Genomic DNA, 14,772 nt, shown 5'->3' with positions numbered 1-14,772 from the left:
AGCCCCGGGGGACGCGAGATGGCCGAGTTCAACAAGATCCTCATCGCCAACCGGGGCGAGATCGCCATCCGCATCATGCGGGCCGCCAACGAGATGGGGAAGAAGACGGTCGCCGTCTACGCCGAGGAGGACAAGCTCGGCCTGCACCGCTTCAAGTCCGACGAGGCCTACCGCATCGGCGAGGGGCTGGGGCCGGTGGCCGCCTACCTATCGATCCCCGAGATCATCCGGGTCGCCAAGAAGAGCGGCGCCGACGCCATCCACCCGGGCTATGGCCTGCTCTCCGAGAACCCCGATTTCGTCGATGCCTGCACCGAGGCCGGCATCACCTTCATCGGCCCCAAGGCGCAGACGATGCGCGAGCTCGGCGACAAGGCCTCCGCCCGCCGCGTCGCCATCGAGGCCGGCGTGCCGGTCATCCCCGCCACCGAGGTGCTGGGCGAGGACATGGAGGAGATCCGCCGACAGGCCGCCGAGGTGGGCTACCCGCTGATGCTCAAGGCCAGCTGGGGCGGCGGCGGCCGGGGGATGCGGCCGATCTTCAGCGAGGACGAGCTGGAATCGAAGGTGCTGGAGGGCCGGCGCGAGGCCGAGGCCGCCTTCGGCAACGGCGAGGGCTACCTCGAGAAGATGATCACCCGCGCCCGGCACGTCGAGGTTCAGATCCTCGGCGACAGCCACGGCAACATCTACCACCTGTGGGAGCGGGACTGCTCCGTCCAGCGGCGCAACCAGAAGGTCGTCGAGCGGGCGCCGGCCCCCTACCTCTCCGAGGCGCAGCGCGAGCGCATCTGCAACCTCGGCCGCCAGATCTGCCAGCACGTGAACTACGAGTGCGCCGGCACCGTCGAATTCCTGATGGATATGGATTCGGGGGAGTTCTACTTCATCGAGGTGAACCCCCGCGTGCAGGTCGAGCACACCGTCACCGAGGAGGTGACGGGGATCGACATCGTGCGCGCCCAGATCCTCATCGCCGAGGGCAAGAGCCTGACGGAGGCGACGGGAAAGGCCAGCCAGTACGATGTCGAGCTGCAGGGACACGCCGTCCAATGCCGGGTGACGACCGAAGACCCGACGAACAACTTCATCCCCGATTACGGCCGCATCCAGACGTATCGGAGCGCCACGGGCCCCGGCATCCGCCTCGACGGCGGTACGGCCTATTCGGGCGCCGTCATCACCCGCTACTACGATTCGCTCCTGACGAAGGTCACCGCCCGGGCGCCGACGCCCGAGATGGCCATCGCGCGGATGGACCGGGCGCTCCGCGAGTTCCGCATCCGCGGGGTGAGCACGAACATCGATTTCGTCATCAACCTGCTCAAGCACCCGACCTTCCTGAGCAACCAGTACACCACCAAGTTCATCGACGAGACGCCGGAGCTCTTCGACTTCCGCCAGCGGCGCGACCGGGCGACGAAGATCCTCACCTACATCGCCGACATCACCGTCAACGGCCACCCGGAGACGGAGGGCCGCGCCCTGCCCTACGCCGAGGCGAAGCCGCCGAAGCCGCCCGTCGCCTTCTCCAGCGACGTGCCGAAAGGCTCCGCCGATCTCCTCCGTGAGGGCGGCGTGAAGGCGGTACAGGAGTGGCTGCTGTCCTCCAAGCCGCTGCTGATCACCGATACCGCGATGCGCGACGGCCACCAGTCGCTCCTCGCCACCCGCATGCGCTCCATCGACATGATCGGCGCGGCGCCCGCCTATGCGCAGAACATGTCGGGCCTCTTCAGCGTGGAATGCTGGGGCGGCGCCACCTTCGACGTCGCCTACCGGTTCCTGCAGGAGAGCCCGTGGAAGCGGCTGACGGACATCCGCGCCGCGATGCCGAACATCCTGACGCAGATGCTGCTGCGCGCCTCCAACGGCGTCGGCTACACGAACTACCCCGACAACGTCGTGCAGTTCTTCGTGCAGCAGGCCGCCGAGGGCGGGGTCGATGTCTTCCGCGTCTTCGATTCGCTCAACTGGGTGGAGAACATGCGCGTCGCCATGGATGCCGTGGTGGAGACGGGCAAGATCTGCGAGGCCGCCATCTGCTACACGGGCGACATCCTCGACCCGGATCGCGCGAAGTATGACCTGAAGTACTACGTCGGCATGGCGAAGGAGCTGGAGGCCGCCGGTGCCCAGATCCTCGGCCTGAAGGACATGGCGGGCCTTCTCAAGCCCGCCGCCGCCACGCAGCTGATCCGCGCCCTGAAGGACGAGGTCTCGATCCCCGTCCACTTCCACACCCACGACACCTCCGGCGCCGCCATCTCCACCGTGCTGGCGGCGGCGGCGGCCGGGGTCGACGTGGTCGACGGCGCCATCGACTCGCTCTCCGGCAACACCTCGCAGCCCACCCTCGGCTCCATCGTCGAGGCGCTGCGGCATACCGAGCGCGACACCGGGCTCGACATCGCCGCCATCCGCGAGATCTCCAACTACTGGGAAGCCGTGCGCGGCCAGTACGCCGCCTTCGAGAGCGGCATGCAGGCGCCGGCCTCGGAGGTGTACCTCCACGAGATGCCGGGCGGCCAGTTCACCAACCTCAAGGCGCAGGCGCGCAGCCTCGGGCTGGAGGACAAGTGGCACGAGGTCGCCAAGACCTATGCCGACGTGAACATGATGTTCGGCGATATCGTGAAGGTCACGCCCTCCTCCAAGGTGGTCGGCGACATGGCCCTCATGATGGTCTCCCAGGGCCTCACCCGCGCCCAGGTCGAGGACCCGGAGGTGGACGTCGCCTTCCCAGACAGCGTCATCGACATGATGAAGGGCAACCTCGGCCAGCCCCCCGGCGGCTGGCCCCCGGCCCTGCAGGAGAAGGTTCTGAAAGGCGAAGAGCCCCTGACGGAGCGCCCCGGCGCCCTGATGCCTCCAGCGGATCTCGACGCGAAGCGTGGCGAGCTGGCAGAGGCGACCGGTCTGGAGCTGGAGGAGATCACCGACCGCGACCTAGCCGCCTACCTGATGTATCCCAAGGTCTTCACCGACTACGTCACCCGCCACCAGCTCTACGGCCCCGTCCGCGCCCTGCCGACGAAGGTCTTCTTCTACGGCATGGAGCCGGGGGACGAGATCGGGGTGGAGATCGACCCGGGCAAGACGCTCGAACTGCGCCTCTCCGCCGTCGGCGAGTTGCAGGATGACGGTGAGGTGCGCGTCTTCTTCGAGCTCAACGGCCAGCCCCGCTCGATCCGCGTGGCCAACCGCAAGGCGCAGGGCGGCAAGGCGGCGGTGCCGAAGGCCGACCCGGCCAACCCGCTCCATGTCGGCGCGCCGATGCCGGGCGTCGTCGCCACCATCGCCGCCCAGCCGGGGATGAGCGTCAAGAAGGGCGACCTGCTCCTGACCATCGAGGCGATGAAGATGGAGACGGGCATCCATGCCGACAAGGCGGGCGTGGTGAAGGCGGTCTATGTCACCGCCGGCGCCCAGATCGACGCCAAGGACCTCTTGGTGGAGATGGAGGCCGGCTAGGCCCTCAGCCGCAACCCGGCCAGCATCGTCGCCATCGGCGGCGGTGCGGCGGTGCCGTCGAACCGCCCCGCCAGCTCAAGGCAGGCGCGGCCGTGCACGAGCGACCAGACGAACGCCTCCGTCGAGCCCTCGCTGTCGCCCAGCGGCGCGAAGGGCGCGCAGGTCTCTGCCAGCACGGCATAGGCCGCGCCGCCGGCCTCCTCCACCTCGCCCTCCGAGACATGCTCGAAGGTGAGGTTGAAGACGAGGTTGAAGAGCCCCGGCTGCGCGCGGGCGAAGCGCAGGTAGCCCTCGCAGATCGCCTCCAGCCGCGCCCGCGGGTCCTCCCCTGCCTTTCGCCGCTCCTCCAGAATCGTCGCGGTGAAGCGGCGGAAGCCCTCCGCCGCGATGGCCGCCCTGAGCCCCGGCAGCCCCTCGAAATGATGCGCAGGCGCGGCATGGCTGACGCCGGCGCGAGCGGCGCAGGCGCGCAGCGTCATCGCCTCGAAGCCGCGCTCGTCGAGGATGGCGAGCCCGGCGGCGATGAGATCGGCGCGCACGTCTCGGCGGTGGGAAGGTGTGTCCATGACCCCGGAGTATCACGCGACTTGACAGCGTCAATCTTGCTTGACAGTGTCAACAACATCAACTTGACACTGTCAACTTCAGCCGGAAGTACCTGCCCCATGCCCCGCGCCCTCACGCTCGCGATGTCCGTCTCCGCCGTCGGCGTCGCCCTCGCCTCCTACCGCTTCGTCTTTCTGGGGTGGGAGCCGGCGTTCTTCACCGTCACGGCGCTGCACGCCCCGCCGCGGCAGGCCTTCCTCGCCGCGCATATCGTGCTCGCCCCCATTGCGCTCGTTGCTGGCGCATTCCAGTTCTTCCCCGGCCTGCGCGCCCGCCGCCCGCGGCTGCACCGCGTCACCGGGCGGCTCTACGTGGGATCCGTGGTGCTCAGCGGCCTCGCCGCCCTCGTCCTCGCCGTGACGACGGAGGGCCGTCCCGTCGCAGCGCTCGGCTTCGGCACGCTGGCGATCTTCTGGCTCGGCACCACCGGCCTCGCTCTCCGCGCCATCCTCGCGGGCCGAGTGGAGGCACACCGCCGCTGGATGACCCGCTCCTACGCGCTCACCTTCGGAGCGGTGACGCTGCGCCTGCAGCTGCCGCTGCTGCTCATTCTCTACGATTACGACTACACACCCGCCTCGCTCATCCTGGCGTGGAGCTCATGGGTCCCCAACCTCCTCGTCGCCGAATGGCTCCTCCGCCGGCCCACCCGCCCCGCGCCGGCGCTGCCGGCCTGAGCGGCGGCGCGCCTGCCCGGAGGAAAATCCGCGGAGGCCCCCTCTAGCGATCATTTTTCGCTTGCGGGCCCCGGCGCGGGCGAATATTTGAGCCCCACGAAACGGAGGCGGGCGTAGCTCAGGGGTAGAGCATTACCTTGCCAAGGTAAGGGTCGAGAGTTCGAATCTCTTCGCCCGCTCCATTTCGTCCCCCAGCAGACTGGATGGTCCCGGCACCATGTGGCGCCGCCCGCGCCCCGGGCGCGTCGGATCCACCTCGGCGCATATGTGCCAGTCGCGCATGAAAAAGGGCCGCATCGCTGCGGCCCTCATTCCTGTCCTGAAACCCTACCCGTCGAAAAGTCACCGGCCTTTACTGGCCTTGTTTCGTGCGCAGATCGGCGCTGATCGTGTCGCTCGCGCGCACGTCGATCCCCGCCGTCTCCTCCGCCTCCTCTTCGAACTCCGGCATCACCAGAAGGGTGCCGCTCTCTTCGCCGAACACGCTGTCTTGCGCGTACCAGATCGATCCGATCGCCAGCATGGCGACAAGAACGCCGACCACAATCGGGCCGGCCCAGAGCGAGGATGAAGAGGAGGCGCGTCTGTCATCAGACATCCGTCGTCTCCTTCAGGTCCTGATCGCTTTCAGGGGTCTAACGCCGCCTCTCGCGCCAGCGTTCCATAAGATTGGCAAGATCACATCCTGTTGCGAAAACGCCCCGCCGGGGCACCACCCCTGCGCCCTTTCCGCGCCCTGCCCGCCGGGCCGCTGAAGTATGATCGGAGGCCACGGCCGGCGCGGTTGACCTACCCGAGTAAATCCGTAAGAGATTCTCCCAGAGCCGCCCCGGAGGGGGGCCGCGCGCGGAGAGCCGCCCATGATCGTCTGTCACTGCCAGTCCATCACCGACGGGGACATCCGCTCCGCCATCGACTGGATGCGGGCATCCGACCCGGCGACGATCATCACGCCCGGCAAGGTCTACCGGGCGCTCGGCAAGTCGGCGGAATGCGGGGGCTGCATGTCCCTCTTCCTCGACACCATGCGCAGGAACGATAATCTCCGCGTACCGGTGCTACCCCGCCCCGGACGCAAGGAAGAAGGACAGACAGGGACATGCAGGGCGACGACAAGGTCATCGACTATCTGAACCGGGCGCTCCGCAGCGAGCTGACGGCCATCAGCCAGTACTGGCTGCATTTCAAGCTTCAGGAAGACTGGGGCCTCGGCAAGATGGCGGCCAAGAGCCGGGCGGAGAGCATCGAGGAGATGCACCATGCCGACAAGCTGATGGCGCGCATCATCTTCCTCGGCGGCCATCCCAACCTGCAGCGGCTCGACCCGATCCGCGTCGGGCAGGACCCGAAGGAAACGCTGGAGGCCGATCTCGCCGCCGAGCAGGAGGCCCGCGCCCTCTACAAGGAGGCCCGCGAGGTCAGCCACGATTGCGGCGACTACGTCTCGATGAAGCTCTTCGAGGAGCTCCTGGCCGACGAGGAAGGCCATATCGACTTCCTCGAGACACAGATCGACCTGCATGACCGTGTCGGCGCCGAGCGCTACGCCATCATCAACGCCACCGCGATGGACGAAGCGGAGTAAACCCTCCCTCCCCCATCGAGCGACACGCACGGGCGCCCCAACCGGCGCCCGTCCGCACGTCTGGCGGGCCGCTCTCCGCGTCCCCCCTTTTCATCTGGCCATAAATACCCTCGGGGGGTCCGGGGGGCAGCGCCCCCCGGCCTCTGCCACCCGTCCCTACCCTTCGAGGTTGAGCCAGGCAGCCTCCTGCGCCGTCAGCTCCACGCCCAGCGCCGGGAGCGTGGTGGCCAGCTCATGCGGGCTGCGCGGCCCGATGACGGCGAAGCTGGGGAAGCTCTGCGCCAGCACCCAGGCCGTCGCGACATTGTGGGCGGAGACGCCGCGCTTGGCCGCCAGCTCCTCCGCCCGGCGCAGGCGCTCCTCGTTCTCGGGCGAGGCGTAGAAGGCCTCGGGCCCCGTCCCTTCCTCCTCCAGCTCGCCGCGCTCGGCGGCGGGCAGGAAGTAGCCCCGCGCCTGCGAGGACCAGGCGACGTGGGCGACGCCCTTCTCGCGCAGGAAGGCCAGCGTCTCGGCATCGTTGGAGGTGAGGCAGCCCGGCCAGATCGGCGGGTCCATCACCGCGAGGCTGAGGTTGTTGTTGAGGATGCGCGGCGGCTCCAGCCCCTTCGCCTCAGCATAGTCCACCGCCTCCCTGAAGCGCGCCGCCGTCCAGTTGGAGCCGCCCCAGATGCCGATGCGCCCAGCGTCGCGCTCGCGCGCCACCGCCTCGACGAACTCGCCGACCGGCACATCCGGGTTGTCGCGGTGCATGATGTAGATAGGCGCCCGCTCCAGCCCCAGCCGGCCGAGCGAGAGGCCGAGCTGGACGCCGATGGCATCGGGCACGCACCACGGCGTATGGGCGCCCTTGACGATCACCGTCACCTCGCCGGCGACGCCGCGGTCGGCGATCCACTGGCCGAGCACCCGCTCGTAGAGGCCCTGCCCATAGATATGCGCGGTGTCGAAGGTGGTGCCGCCGGCCTCGCGGAAGGCGTCGAAGAGGATCGCCCCCTCCGCCAGCGTCTCGCGGTTGTCGCATCCGAGGATCAGGCGGCTGACGGGGCCGGCGCCCGGCATCTCGGCGGTCGGGATGCGCGGCAACCCGGCCGGCAGCGTGCCGGAGAGGTGGCGCTTCGCCCCCGCCCGCTCGGCAATGGTGGCGTAGCCCAGCTCCTGCCGCCAGCGGTCGAGCACGGCGTTGTTGCCGATGGAACCGGCGGGCGTCATCTTCGGGAAGGCGAGCGCCGTCTGGCCGGCTTCGATGGCGCGGCTCGCCGCCTCCACCTCGTAGGCGTAGAGCTGCTTGGGGGCCACCACCTGCTCCTCCCGCCGCTGGCCGCCCTCCTCGATCAGCAGCTTGGCGTCGGAGGGGCCGGTCTCCCGCCCCGGGATCCACGGGTCGAGGAGCGTGATGGTGCCCTTCTCGCATTCCACGCGGACGACGTTCTCCATGTTGCGGGCGACGGCGCAGGACACCTCGGCGGTGATGCCGCTCTCGAAGCCGAGGAGGCCATAGGCCACCTCGTCGACCCCCGTCTGACCCAGCCGGCCGGTGCCCTTGAAGGTCACCGGGTCGACGAAGCGCCCCTCCGCCAGCCCAGCGACCATGCGCACGGCGGAGACGGCGTAGCCACCGACATCGAGGATGCCGCCGCCGCCCAGCTCCAGCGCGTAGAGGCGCGACTCCTCCGAGAAGGCGGCCGAGAAGCCGAAGCTGGCGCGGACATGCTGCACCGGCCCCAGCGTGGTGACGAACTGGGCGAGCCGCTCGATCTGCGGGTGGCAGAGCCACATGAAGGCCTCGGCAAAGAAGACGCCCTCCTCCCGCGCCGCCTCGACCAGCACCTGCACCTCGGCGGCGTTGAGACCGGCGGGCTTTTCGCAGAGCAGGTGCTTGCCGGCGCGGATCACCATCAGCCCCTGCTCGGCGTGCCATGGGTGCGGCGTGGCGATGTAGACGGCATCGACGTCCTCGTCCGCCAGCAACGCCTCGTAGCTGTCGTATCGCTTCGCCTCGGCGACGCCGAAGCGCTCGCCGAAGCTGGCGCGCCGCTCGGCCGAGCGGGAGGCGATGGCCACCAGCTCCGCCCCGTCCGCCCCGGCGAGGCCGGTCGCGAAATTGCCGGCGATGCCGCCCGGTCCGATGATCCCCCAGCGTATGGTCATGGCTCTCTCCCTCTCCTGCCGCGCCCTTTGTGCATGGCGCGGCCCCCGTGTCACTCTCAGAGTTTGTAGGCTTTCTTGACCAGCCCGTAGGTCAGGTCATGGGCGACATCGTGCGCCTCGTCCTCCCCCAGCCGGCCGGTGGCGACCAGCGTGGCGAGGTAGGCGCTGTCCACCCGCCGGGCGACATCGTGCCGGGCGGGGATGGAAAGGTAGGCGCGCGTGTCGTCGTTGAAGCCGACGGTATTGTAGAAGCCGGCCGTCTCCGTCGTGTTCTGGCGGAAACGCATCATCCCCTCGGGGCTGTCGTAGAACCACCAGGGCGGGCCGAGCCGCAGCGCCGGGTAGACACCGGCCAGCGGGGCGAGTTCCCGAGACTGGGTGGTCTCGTCGAGCATGAAGAGGATGATCGTCAGCCGGGTGTCGAGCCCGTGGGCGTCGAGGAGCGGCTTGAGGTCCTGCACGAAATCGGTGCGGCCGGGAATGTCGAAGCCCTTGTCGCGGCCGAATTTCTGCAGGATCGCGCCCGAATGGTTGCGCCGCGAGCCGGGGTGGATCTGCAGGACCAGCCCGTCATCGAGGCTCATGCGCGCCATCTCGGTGAGCATCTGGCCGCGGAACGCCTCGGCCTCGGCCGCACTTGCCCGTCCTGTGCGGACGGTCTCGTAGAGCGCGGCGGCCTCCGCCTCGCCCAAGTTTTCCGTATGCGCCGTCGGGTGGCCGTGATCGGAGGAGGTGGCGCCGCCCACCTCCTTGAAATAGGCGCGCCGATTGCGATGCGCGGCGAGGTAGCCGGCCCAGGTGGAGACATCCTCGCCGGCGATCTCGCCGAATTTGGCGAGGTTGTCGGTGAAGCCGGGGAAGTCGGGGTCCACCACCGGGTCCGGTCGGTAGGCGGTGATGACCCGCCCGCCCCAACCGCTCTCGGCAATCGTGCGGTGATGGCGCAGGTCGTCGAGCGGGCTCTCCGTCGTCGCGATGGCCTCGATGTTGAACCGCTCGAAGAGGGCGCGGGGGCGGAAGGCCTCCGTCTTCAGGGCGGCGTCGATGTGATCGTAGAAGGCATCGGCGGTGTCCGGGCCGAAGGGGTCGGTCAGGCCGAAGACGTTCTCGAAGGAGTAATCGAGCCAGAGGCGGGAGGGCGTGCCGCGCAGCAGGTAGTAATGCTCGGCGAAACGCCGCCAGATCGCCCGGCCGTCCGTCTCCACCTCTCCCCCGTCGGCCCGGGGGACACCGAGCGAATCCAGCGAGACTCCCTGGCTGAAGAGCATGCGGAAGACGTAGTGATCCGGCTTCACGAAAAGCGTCGCCGGGTCGGGGAAGGGCTGGTTCTCGGCGAACCAGGAGGGATCGGTGTGGCCGTGGGGAGAGATGATCGGCAGATCCTTCACGCCCTCGTAGAGCGCGCGGGCGATGGCGCGCGTGCGCTCCTCCGGCGGGAACAGCCTATCGGGGTCGAGGCGGGGCATGGGCGGTCTCCTTCAGGGCGCGGCCGGATTGTCTGACAATGGCCTAAGGGCTCCGCGCGGGGGGGTCAATTCGCCGGAGCCGGGGCGGCCGGGGTTTGGCGAACGGCCTTGACGCGGCGTGGCAACACGTCATCTGTGGCGGCGATGCGGCAGGGCGATTGCGGAAGGCAGGGGCTTTTGCGACAAGACGGCCGCATCAGGGGCGGCGGGCGCCGTCCCGGCGACCGGGCCCCTCTGGCAAGCGTCTCGCGGCACGCTTGTGATGTCGGCGCAGACCCAGAAACTGCCGCAGGGAGGGGCATCGGCGCAGGCGCCGGCCCGCCCGAGATGGGGACCCGACATGCCCGACAGCGGCACGCCCGGACGATCGACGTATTCCTACTTCAAATGGGCCTTTCTCGTCACCGGCCTCGGCCTGGTGCTGGGGCTGGTGACCGGCTGGATCTACGGGCGCACGCCCGCCGCCGCCCTCTCCTTTCTCTTCATCACCGCCGTGCTGGCAGTGCTGGAGATCTCGCTCTCCTTCGACAACGCCATCGTCAACGCCCGCAAGTTGAAGACGATGAGCGAGATCTGGCGGCGGCGCTTCCTGACATGGGGCATCCTGATCGCCGTCTTCGGCATGCGGATCGTCTTCCCGCTGCTGATCATCGTCGTCGCCGCCGGCATCGGCCCGTGGGAGGCGCTGCGCCTCGCCGCGACGCAGCCCGACGAGTACTCGCACCTCATGCACGAGGCGCACCTGCCCATCGCCGCCTTCGGCGGGACCTTCCTGATGATGGTCTCGCTCACCTACTTCTTCGACGCCGAGAAGGACGTGCACTGGATCCGCCGCGTCGAGCGCCGCCTCGCCGGCGCCGCCCGCATCCGGGGGATCGAGGCGGCCTTCGTGCTGCTTCTTGCCGTCGTCGCCTCCACCCTGCTGCCGGCCGAGGAAGGACGGCAGTTCATCATCGCCGCCACCTACGGTCTGCTCACCTTCCTGCTGGTCGATGCCGGCGGGGCGATCATGGACGGCGGCTTGCGCTCCGGAGAGCGGACGGCGGTCGGCGGCCTCGGCGCCTTCCTCTACCTGGAGGTGCTGGACGCCAGCTTCTCCTTCGACGGTGTCGTCGGGGCCTTCGCCCTCTCCCACAACATCTTCATCATCGCCATCGGCCTCGGCATCGGCGCGATGTACGTCCGCTCGATGACGGTGATGCTGGTCGAACGGGGGACGCTGAACCAATACCGCTTCCTCGAGCACGGGGCGTTCTACGCGATCTTCGTGCTCTCGGTGATCATGTACCTGCAAGCCTTCGTGGCCATCCCGGAAGTGATTACCGGCTTCATCGGCGTGGCGCTGATCGGCGCGGCGCTTTGGTCCTCGGTCAAGGGTAGCCGAGCCAGGGGGGACTGACGGGGGGCTCGAAGCCTGCAGGGGGAGCGCCTCCCACCGGCGCCTTAGATCGGGACGGCGAGCCCGTGGCGAAAACGCCCGGAGCTCTCCCCCGCCCGGTGCGCGCCAAAGGCGCAGGGCGAGCACCTGCCCGTCCCGGCGGGCTGGCGCTCTGGTGGGGCTTGGTGCCTCGCTCGGGTCGGAGAGGGGCTTGGCCGGCATAAAGCGCGCCGCGGGGCGGTTGCGGCGCCACCCCACGGGCAGGCGCTCGCCCTGCGCCTGCAGATGTTCCGCCAAGTTGTGAAGGAGTGGTGGGTTGGAAACCCACCCTACGGGGGCGAGGCCCCCCGCTCAGCGGCGACGCCTGAGGGCGATGCGCTGCGGGCAGTGTGCGCCAAGGTCAGAGCGGGTGCCGGGCTGACGCCCGGTCTACGGGCGGCCCGAACGAGCGCATGAAAAAGGGCGCCGGAGGTCTCCCTCCGGCGCCCTTCTGTCTTCAGTTCTGCGCGCTTATTCCGGCAGCGCCCAGGCCATCATGTAGTCGCCGACGCCCGTCTCCATGAAGTGGTGCCCCATGGCGGAGATCATGACGTACTGGCGCCCGTCCACCTCGTAGGTCACCGGGTTGGCCTGGCCGCCCGCCGGCAGCACGACCGACCAGAGCGTCTCGCCCGTCTCAATGTCTATGGCGCGGAAGAGGTTGTCCGTCGCCGCGCCGATGAAGACGAGGCCAGAGGCCGTGACCACCGAGCCGCCGTTGTTCGGCGTGCCGATGTCCAGCGGCAGGAAGGAGGGGATGCCGAAGGGCCCGTTGCGCCGGGCCGTGCCCAGCGGGCGGTCCCAGAGCGTCTCCCCCGTCTCCAGATCGATGGCCCGGATGCCACCGTAGGGCGGGCTGGAACATGGCATGCCCGTCAGCTCGCTGCGCCAGCCGGCGTTGACGGAGATCGCGTAGGGCGAGCCCGCCTGCGGCCCGGCCTCGTTGTCGGCCGGCGAGCCGACCGATTCCGGCGCCTCGTCGATCGTGGTGTACTCGTCCGTTTGGTACGGGTCCTCCCGCTCGATCAGCTGGTTGTAGTTCGGGATGTCGTTGTAGTTGGCGATGATGATGCCGCGCTCGACATCCACTGCGACCGAGCCCCAGTCGGAGCCGCCGTTGTAGCCCGGGTACTGGATCCAGGGCGCATCGGCCGAGGGCGGCGTGAAGTAGCCCTCGTAATTGGCGCGGTGGAACTGGATGCGGCACCAGAGCTGGTCGATGGGCGTGAAGCCCCAGGCATCCTTGGCCTCCAGCGGCGGTTTGCGCAGCGTGTGCCAGACCGAGTAGGGCTGCGTATCTGAGATGTAGTCCGGCTCGATCTCGCCCTGCGGCAGGTCCTCCAGCTGGCCCACGGGCGTCAGAGGCTCGCCCGTCGCGCGATCAAGGATGTAGATGTCCCCCTGCTTGGAGGGCAGGATGATCGCCGGCGTGCCTTGCCAGTCCACCAGCGTGGGCTGCGAGCCGAGGTCATAGTCCCAGACGTCGCGGCGGACGGTCTGGAAGTGCCAGACCTCCTCGCCGGTGGTGGCATCGACGGCCACCAGAGATGTGGAGAACTCGTTCTCCGCCTCCGACCGGTTGGAGCCGTAGTAGTCGACCGAGGAATTGCCGAGCGGCAGGTAGACGTAGCCCAGCTCCTCGTCAGCGACGGCGGTCGTCCACATGTTGGGCGTGCCGCGGGTGTAGACGCGGCCCTCGGGCGGGCCGTCCCGCATCTCCTCGGGCGCGGCGAGATCCCAAGCCCAGGCGAGTTCGCCCGTCAGGGCGTCGTAGCCCCGCACGACGCCGGAAGGCGCCTCCTCGGCCTGACCGTCGAGCACCTGCGCGCCGGTGACAACGACGCCGCGCACGATGGCGGGCGGGGCGGTGACGGCGTACCAGCCGGGCACGCGCTCACCGATATCCTGCCAGAGATCGACGGTGCCGTTCTCGCCGAAGTCCTCGCAGGGCAGGCCCGTCTCGGCATCGACGGCGACAAGCTTGGCGTCCAGCGTCGCTTGGATGACGCGGGTGGCGCAGAGATCGCCCTCCCCCGCATCGGGGTCGCGATAGACGGAGACGCCCCGGCAGGTGGCGCCGTAGGGGATGGCCTCCGGCGGCACGCCGGGATTGAAGCGCCAGTTCTCCTCGCCTGTCGCGGCGTCGATGGAGATGAGGATGTTCATGGCCGAGCACATCAGCAGGTCGTCGCCCAGCTTCAGCGGCGTCGTCTCGGGCGAGTAGGTGCCCTCGGTCACCTCCGTCGGCATGTCGCCGGTCTGGTAGGAGAAGACCTCCACCAGCTCCTCGACGTTCTGCGGGGTGATCTGGGCGAGCGGCGAGTAGCGGGTCGCGTCGGCATCGCCGCCCCAGTAGGGCCAGTCCGCGCCAACCTCGAAGACCGGCTCCGGCTCAGTCGCGGCGGGGCCGTCTTCGGGTGCCTCCGACGTCTCGCCGGTCTCGGGGGCCGGGTCGATCACGGCGTCGAGGCTTTCCTCTTCGCTCGCGGTTGCCTCGGCGCCGGGCTCATCGTCCGTCGCGGTTTCAAGGTCATCGACGAAGAGGGCGTCCTCGCCCGGCTCGACCTCATCCAGTGTCGGCGCCTCGTCGGTCGCCGTGTCGGCGGCCTCGTCGTCCATCCCGAGATCATCGACGAAGATCGCATCCTCTCCGGGCTCGACCTCGTCCAGCGTCGGGCCGTCTTCGGCGGCAGGCTCCGCGGCGTCACCCTCGGCCTCTGCCTCGAGGTCGTCGACGAAAATCGCCTCCTCCCCCGGCTCGACCTCATCGAGGGTCGGCCCGTCGGCCTCGTCCTCTGCCGTCTCCTCCGTCACCGGCGCGTCAGCACTGTCATCCTCGACAACGACGCCGTTGTCCGGCTCGACGACGATCACGTCGCCATCGGTTTCGGTGGTCTCCTGCGCCCAGACAGGCGTGGCTGCGAGGGCGGCGATCATGGCGATGCGCACCCGGTTGGTCATGGCCCAGTCGGTCATGCGTGCCTCCGTTCTTGTCATCTTCTTTTTCATTCGGCGTGGCCGCGGCGGCGGCGCAGGACGGGAATGGCGAACAGGATGAAGATCAGCAGCACCGTCGGCGCGACCATCCGCGGCACCTGCGCCCACCATTCGTCGCCGACTTCCCACCACGCCCAGACCAGCGTGCCGAGCCAGATCACGAGGTAGAGCCAGAGCGCCGCCATGTTCTGCATGTTGAGAAGCACGCCAGTGGCCAGAAGGCCGAGCCCGGCGATCGCGTAGTACCAGCTCCCGCCCAGCGCGATCAGCCAGACGCCACCGGCGAGCAAAACGATCCCGAAAATGATCGTGATCCACCCGAGGATGAGCAGGGCGATGGGTCGGTGGTGATGCTGGTGGGGGTGGCGATGGGAGGAGGTGGAGACGGATGACGCCATGATC

11 protein-coding genes and 1 tRNA gene are annotated in these 14,772 nt (G+C 68.9%); 6 read left to right on the top strand and 6 right to left on the bottom strand.

The genetic code is table 11. The features are described 5' to 3' along the window. Positions 1-18: 18 nt before the first annotated feature. A complete protein-coding gene (locus tag GY170_RS05105; protein ID WP_163891202.1) occupies positions 19-3,474 on the top strand; it encodes a pyruvate carboxylase in 3,456 nt (1,151 codons plus the stop codon). On the opposite strand, the gene GY170_RS05100 is transcribed toward GY170_RS05105, so the two are convergent. Beyond that, positions 3,471-4,040: a TetR/AcrR family transcriptional regulator gene (locus tag GY170_RS05100; protein ID WP_163890585.1), complete on the bottom strand. Its 570-nt coding sequence runs from the start codon at positions 4,038-4,040 to the stop codon at positions 3,471-3,473. The genes GY170_RS05105 and GY170_RS05100 overlap by 4 nt on opposite strands. Before the next feature lie 99 nt (positions 4,041-4,139). Here GY170_RS05100 and GY170_RS05095 point away from each other — a divergent pair, with 99 nt between their 5' ends. Both GY170_RS05095 and GY170_RS05090 read left to right on the top strand, forming a co-directional pair. After that, positions 4,140-4,757, top strand: coding sequence for a DUF2306 domain-containing protein (locus GY170_RS05095; RefSeq protein WP_163890583.1), 618 nt, complete (start codon positions 4,140-4,142; stop codon positions 4,755-4,757). A gap of 107 nt (positions 4,758-4,864) precedes the next feature. Next, a tRNA-Gly gene (locus tag GY170_RS05090) sits at positions 4,865-4,939 on the top strand. A gap of 170 nt (positions 4,940-5,109) precedes the next feature. Here GY170_RS05090 and GY170_RS05085 read toward each other — a convergent pair. Beyond that, entirely contained in the window at positions 5,110-5,355 is a 246-nt protein-coding gene (locus tag GY170_RS05085; RefSeq protein ID WP_163890581.1) for a hypothetical protein, read from the bottom strand. 262 nt (positions 5,356-5,617) lie between these two features. Between GY170_RS05085 and GY170_RS05080 the strand changes: the two genes are divergently transcribed. After that, a complete protein-coding gene (locus GY170_RS05080; RefSeq protein WP_163890579.1) occupies positions 5,618-5,890 on the top strand; it encodes a (2Fe-2S)-binding protein in 273 nt (90 codons plus the stop codon). After that, on the top strand, positions 5,857-6,342 hold the full coding sequence (gene bfr, locus GY170_RS05075; RefSeq protein ID WP_163890577.1) for a bacterioferritin: 486 nt from the start codon (positions 5,857-5,859) through the stop codon (positions 6,340-6,342). Before GY170_RS05080 ends, bfr begins: the two co-directional genes overlap by 34 nt. A gap of 156 nt (positions 6,343-6,498) precedes the next feature. On the opposite strand, the gene GY170_RS05070 is transcribed toward bfr, so the two are convergent. Both GY170_RS05070 and uxaC read right to left on the bottom strand, forming a co-directional pair. Next, entirely contained in the window at positions 6,499-8,490 is a 1,992-nt protein-coding gene (locus tag GY170_RS05070; RefSeq protein WP_163890575.1) for an aldo/keto reductase, read from the bottom strand. 56 nt (positions 8,491-8,546) lie between these two features. Further along, positions 8,547-9,956: a glucuronate isomerase gene (gene uxaC / locus GY170_RS05065; RefSeq protein ID WP_163890573.1), complete on the bottom strand. Its 1,410-nt coding sequence runs from the start codon at positions 9,954-9,956 to the stop codon at positions 8,547-8,549. Positions 9,957-10,296: 340 nt separating this feature from the next. On the opposite strand from uxaC, the gene GY170_RS05060 reads away from it, so the two are divergent. Beyond that, positions 10,297-11,355 (top strand): DUF475 domain-containing protein, encoded by a 1,059-nt coding sequence (locus GY170_RS05060; RefSeq protein ID WP_163890571.1) that lies wholly within the window; start codon positions 10,297-10,299, stop codon positions 11,353-11,355. A 489-nt stretch (positions 11,356-11,844) separates the two neighbouring features. Here the strand turns inward: GY170_RS05060 and GY170_RS05055 are convergent, their stop codons facing one another. Then, on the bottom strand, positions 11,845-14,349 hold the full coding sequence (locus GY170_RS05055) for a pyrroloquinoline quinone-dependent dehydrogenase (RefSeq protein WP_235924008.1): 2,505 nt from the start codon (positions 14,347-14,349) through the stop codon (positions 11,845-11,847). A gap of 29 nt (positions 14,350-14,378) precedes the next feature. Then, the gene (locus tag GY170_RS05050) at positions 14,379-14,768 is read right to left on the bottom strand and encodes a glucose dehydrogenase (RefSeq protein WP_235924007.1); all 390 of its coding nucleotides are present in this window, start codon (positions 14,766-14,768) and stop codon (positions 14,379-14,381) included. Between the last annotated feature and the right edge of the window lie 4 nt (positions 14,769-14,772).

The organism is Pseudoroseicyclus tamaricis, assembly GCF_012070395.1.
GTDB lineage: Bacteria > Pseudomonadota > Alphaproteobacteria > Rhodobacterales > Rhodobacteraceae > Pseudoroseicyclus_A > Pseudoroseicyclus_A tamaricis.
The sequence above is the reverse complement of the archived record's forward strand: the minus strand, read 5'-3'. Positions and strand labels throughout refer to the sequence as shown.

Bases quoted from the DNA above. Each gene is read 5' to 3' on its own strand.
- GY170_RS05055 (WP_235924008.1), bottom strand. From the start codon at position 14,349: ATGACCGACTGGGCCATGACCAACCGGGTGCGCATCGCCATGATCGCC.
- GY170_RS05100 (WP_163890585.1), bottom strand. From the start codon at position 4,040: ATGGACACACCTTCCCACCGCCGAGACGTGCGCGCCGATCTCATCGCC.
- GY170_RS05070 (WP_163890575.1), bottom strand. From the start codon at position 8,490: ATGACCATACGCTGGGGGATCATCGGACCGGGCGGCATCGCCGGCAAT.
- GY170_RS05085 (WP_163890581.1), bottom strand. From the start codon at position 5,355: ATGTCTGATGACAGACGCGCCTCCTCTTCATCCTCGCTCTGGGCCGGC.
- bfr (WP_163890577.1), top strand. From the start codon at position 5,857: ATGCAGGGCGACGACAAGGTCATCGACTATCTGAACCGGGCGCTCCGC.
- GY170_RS05095 (WP_163890583.1), top strand. From the start codon at position 4,140: ATGCCCCGCGCCCTCACGCTCGCGATGTCCGTCTCCGCCGTCGGCGTC.
- uxaC (WP_163890573.1), bottom strand. From the start codon at position 9,956: ATGCCCCGCCTCGACCCCGATAGGCTGTTCCCGCCGGAGGAGCGCACG.
- GY170_RS05060 (WP_163890571.1), top strand. From the start codon at position 10,297: ATGCCCGACAGCGGCACGCCCGGACGATCGACGTATTCCTACTTCAAA.
- GY170_RS05050 (WP_235924007.1), bottom strand. From the start codon at position 14,768: ATGGCGTCATCCGTCTCCACCTCCTCCCATCGCCACCCCCACCAGCAT.
- GY170_RS05105 (WP_163891202.1), top strand. From the start codon at position 19: ATGGCCGAGTTCAACAAGATCCTCATCGCCAACCGGGGCGAGATCGCC.
- GY170_RS05080 (WP_163890579.1), top strand. From the start codon at position 5,618: ATGATCGTCTGTCACTGCCAGTCCATCACCGACGGGGACATCCGCTCC.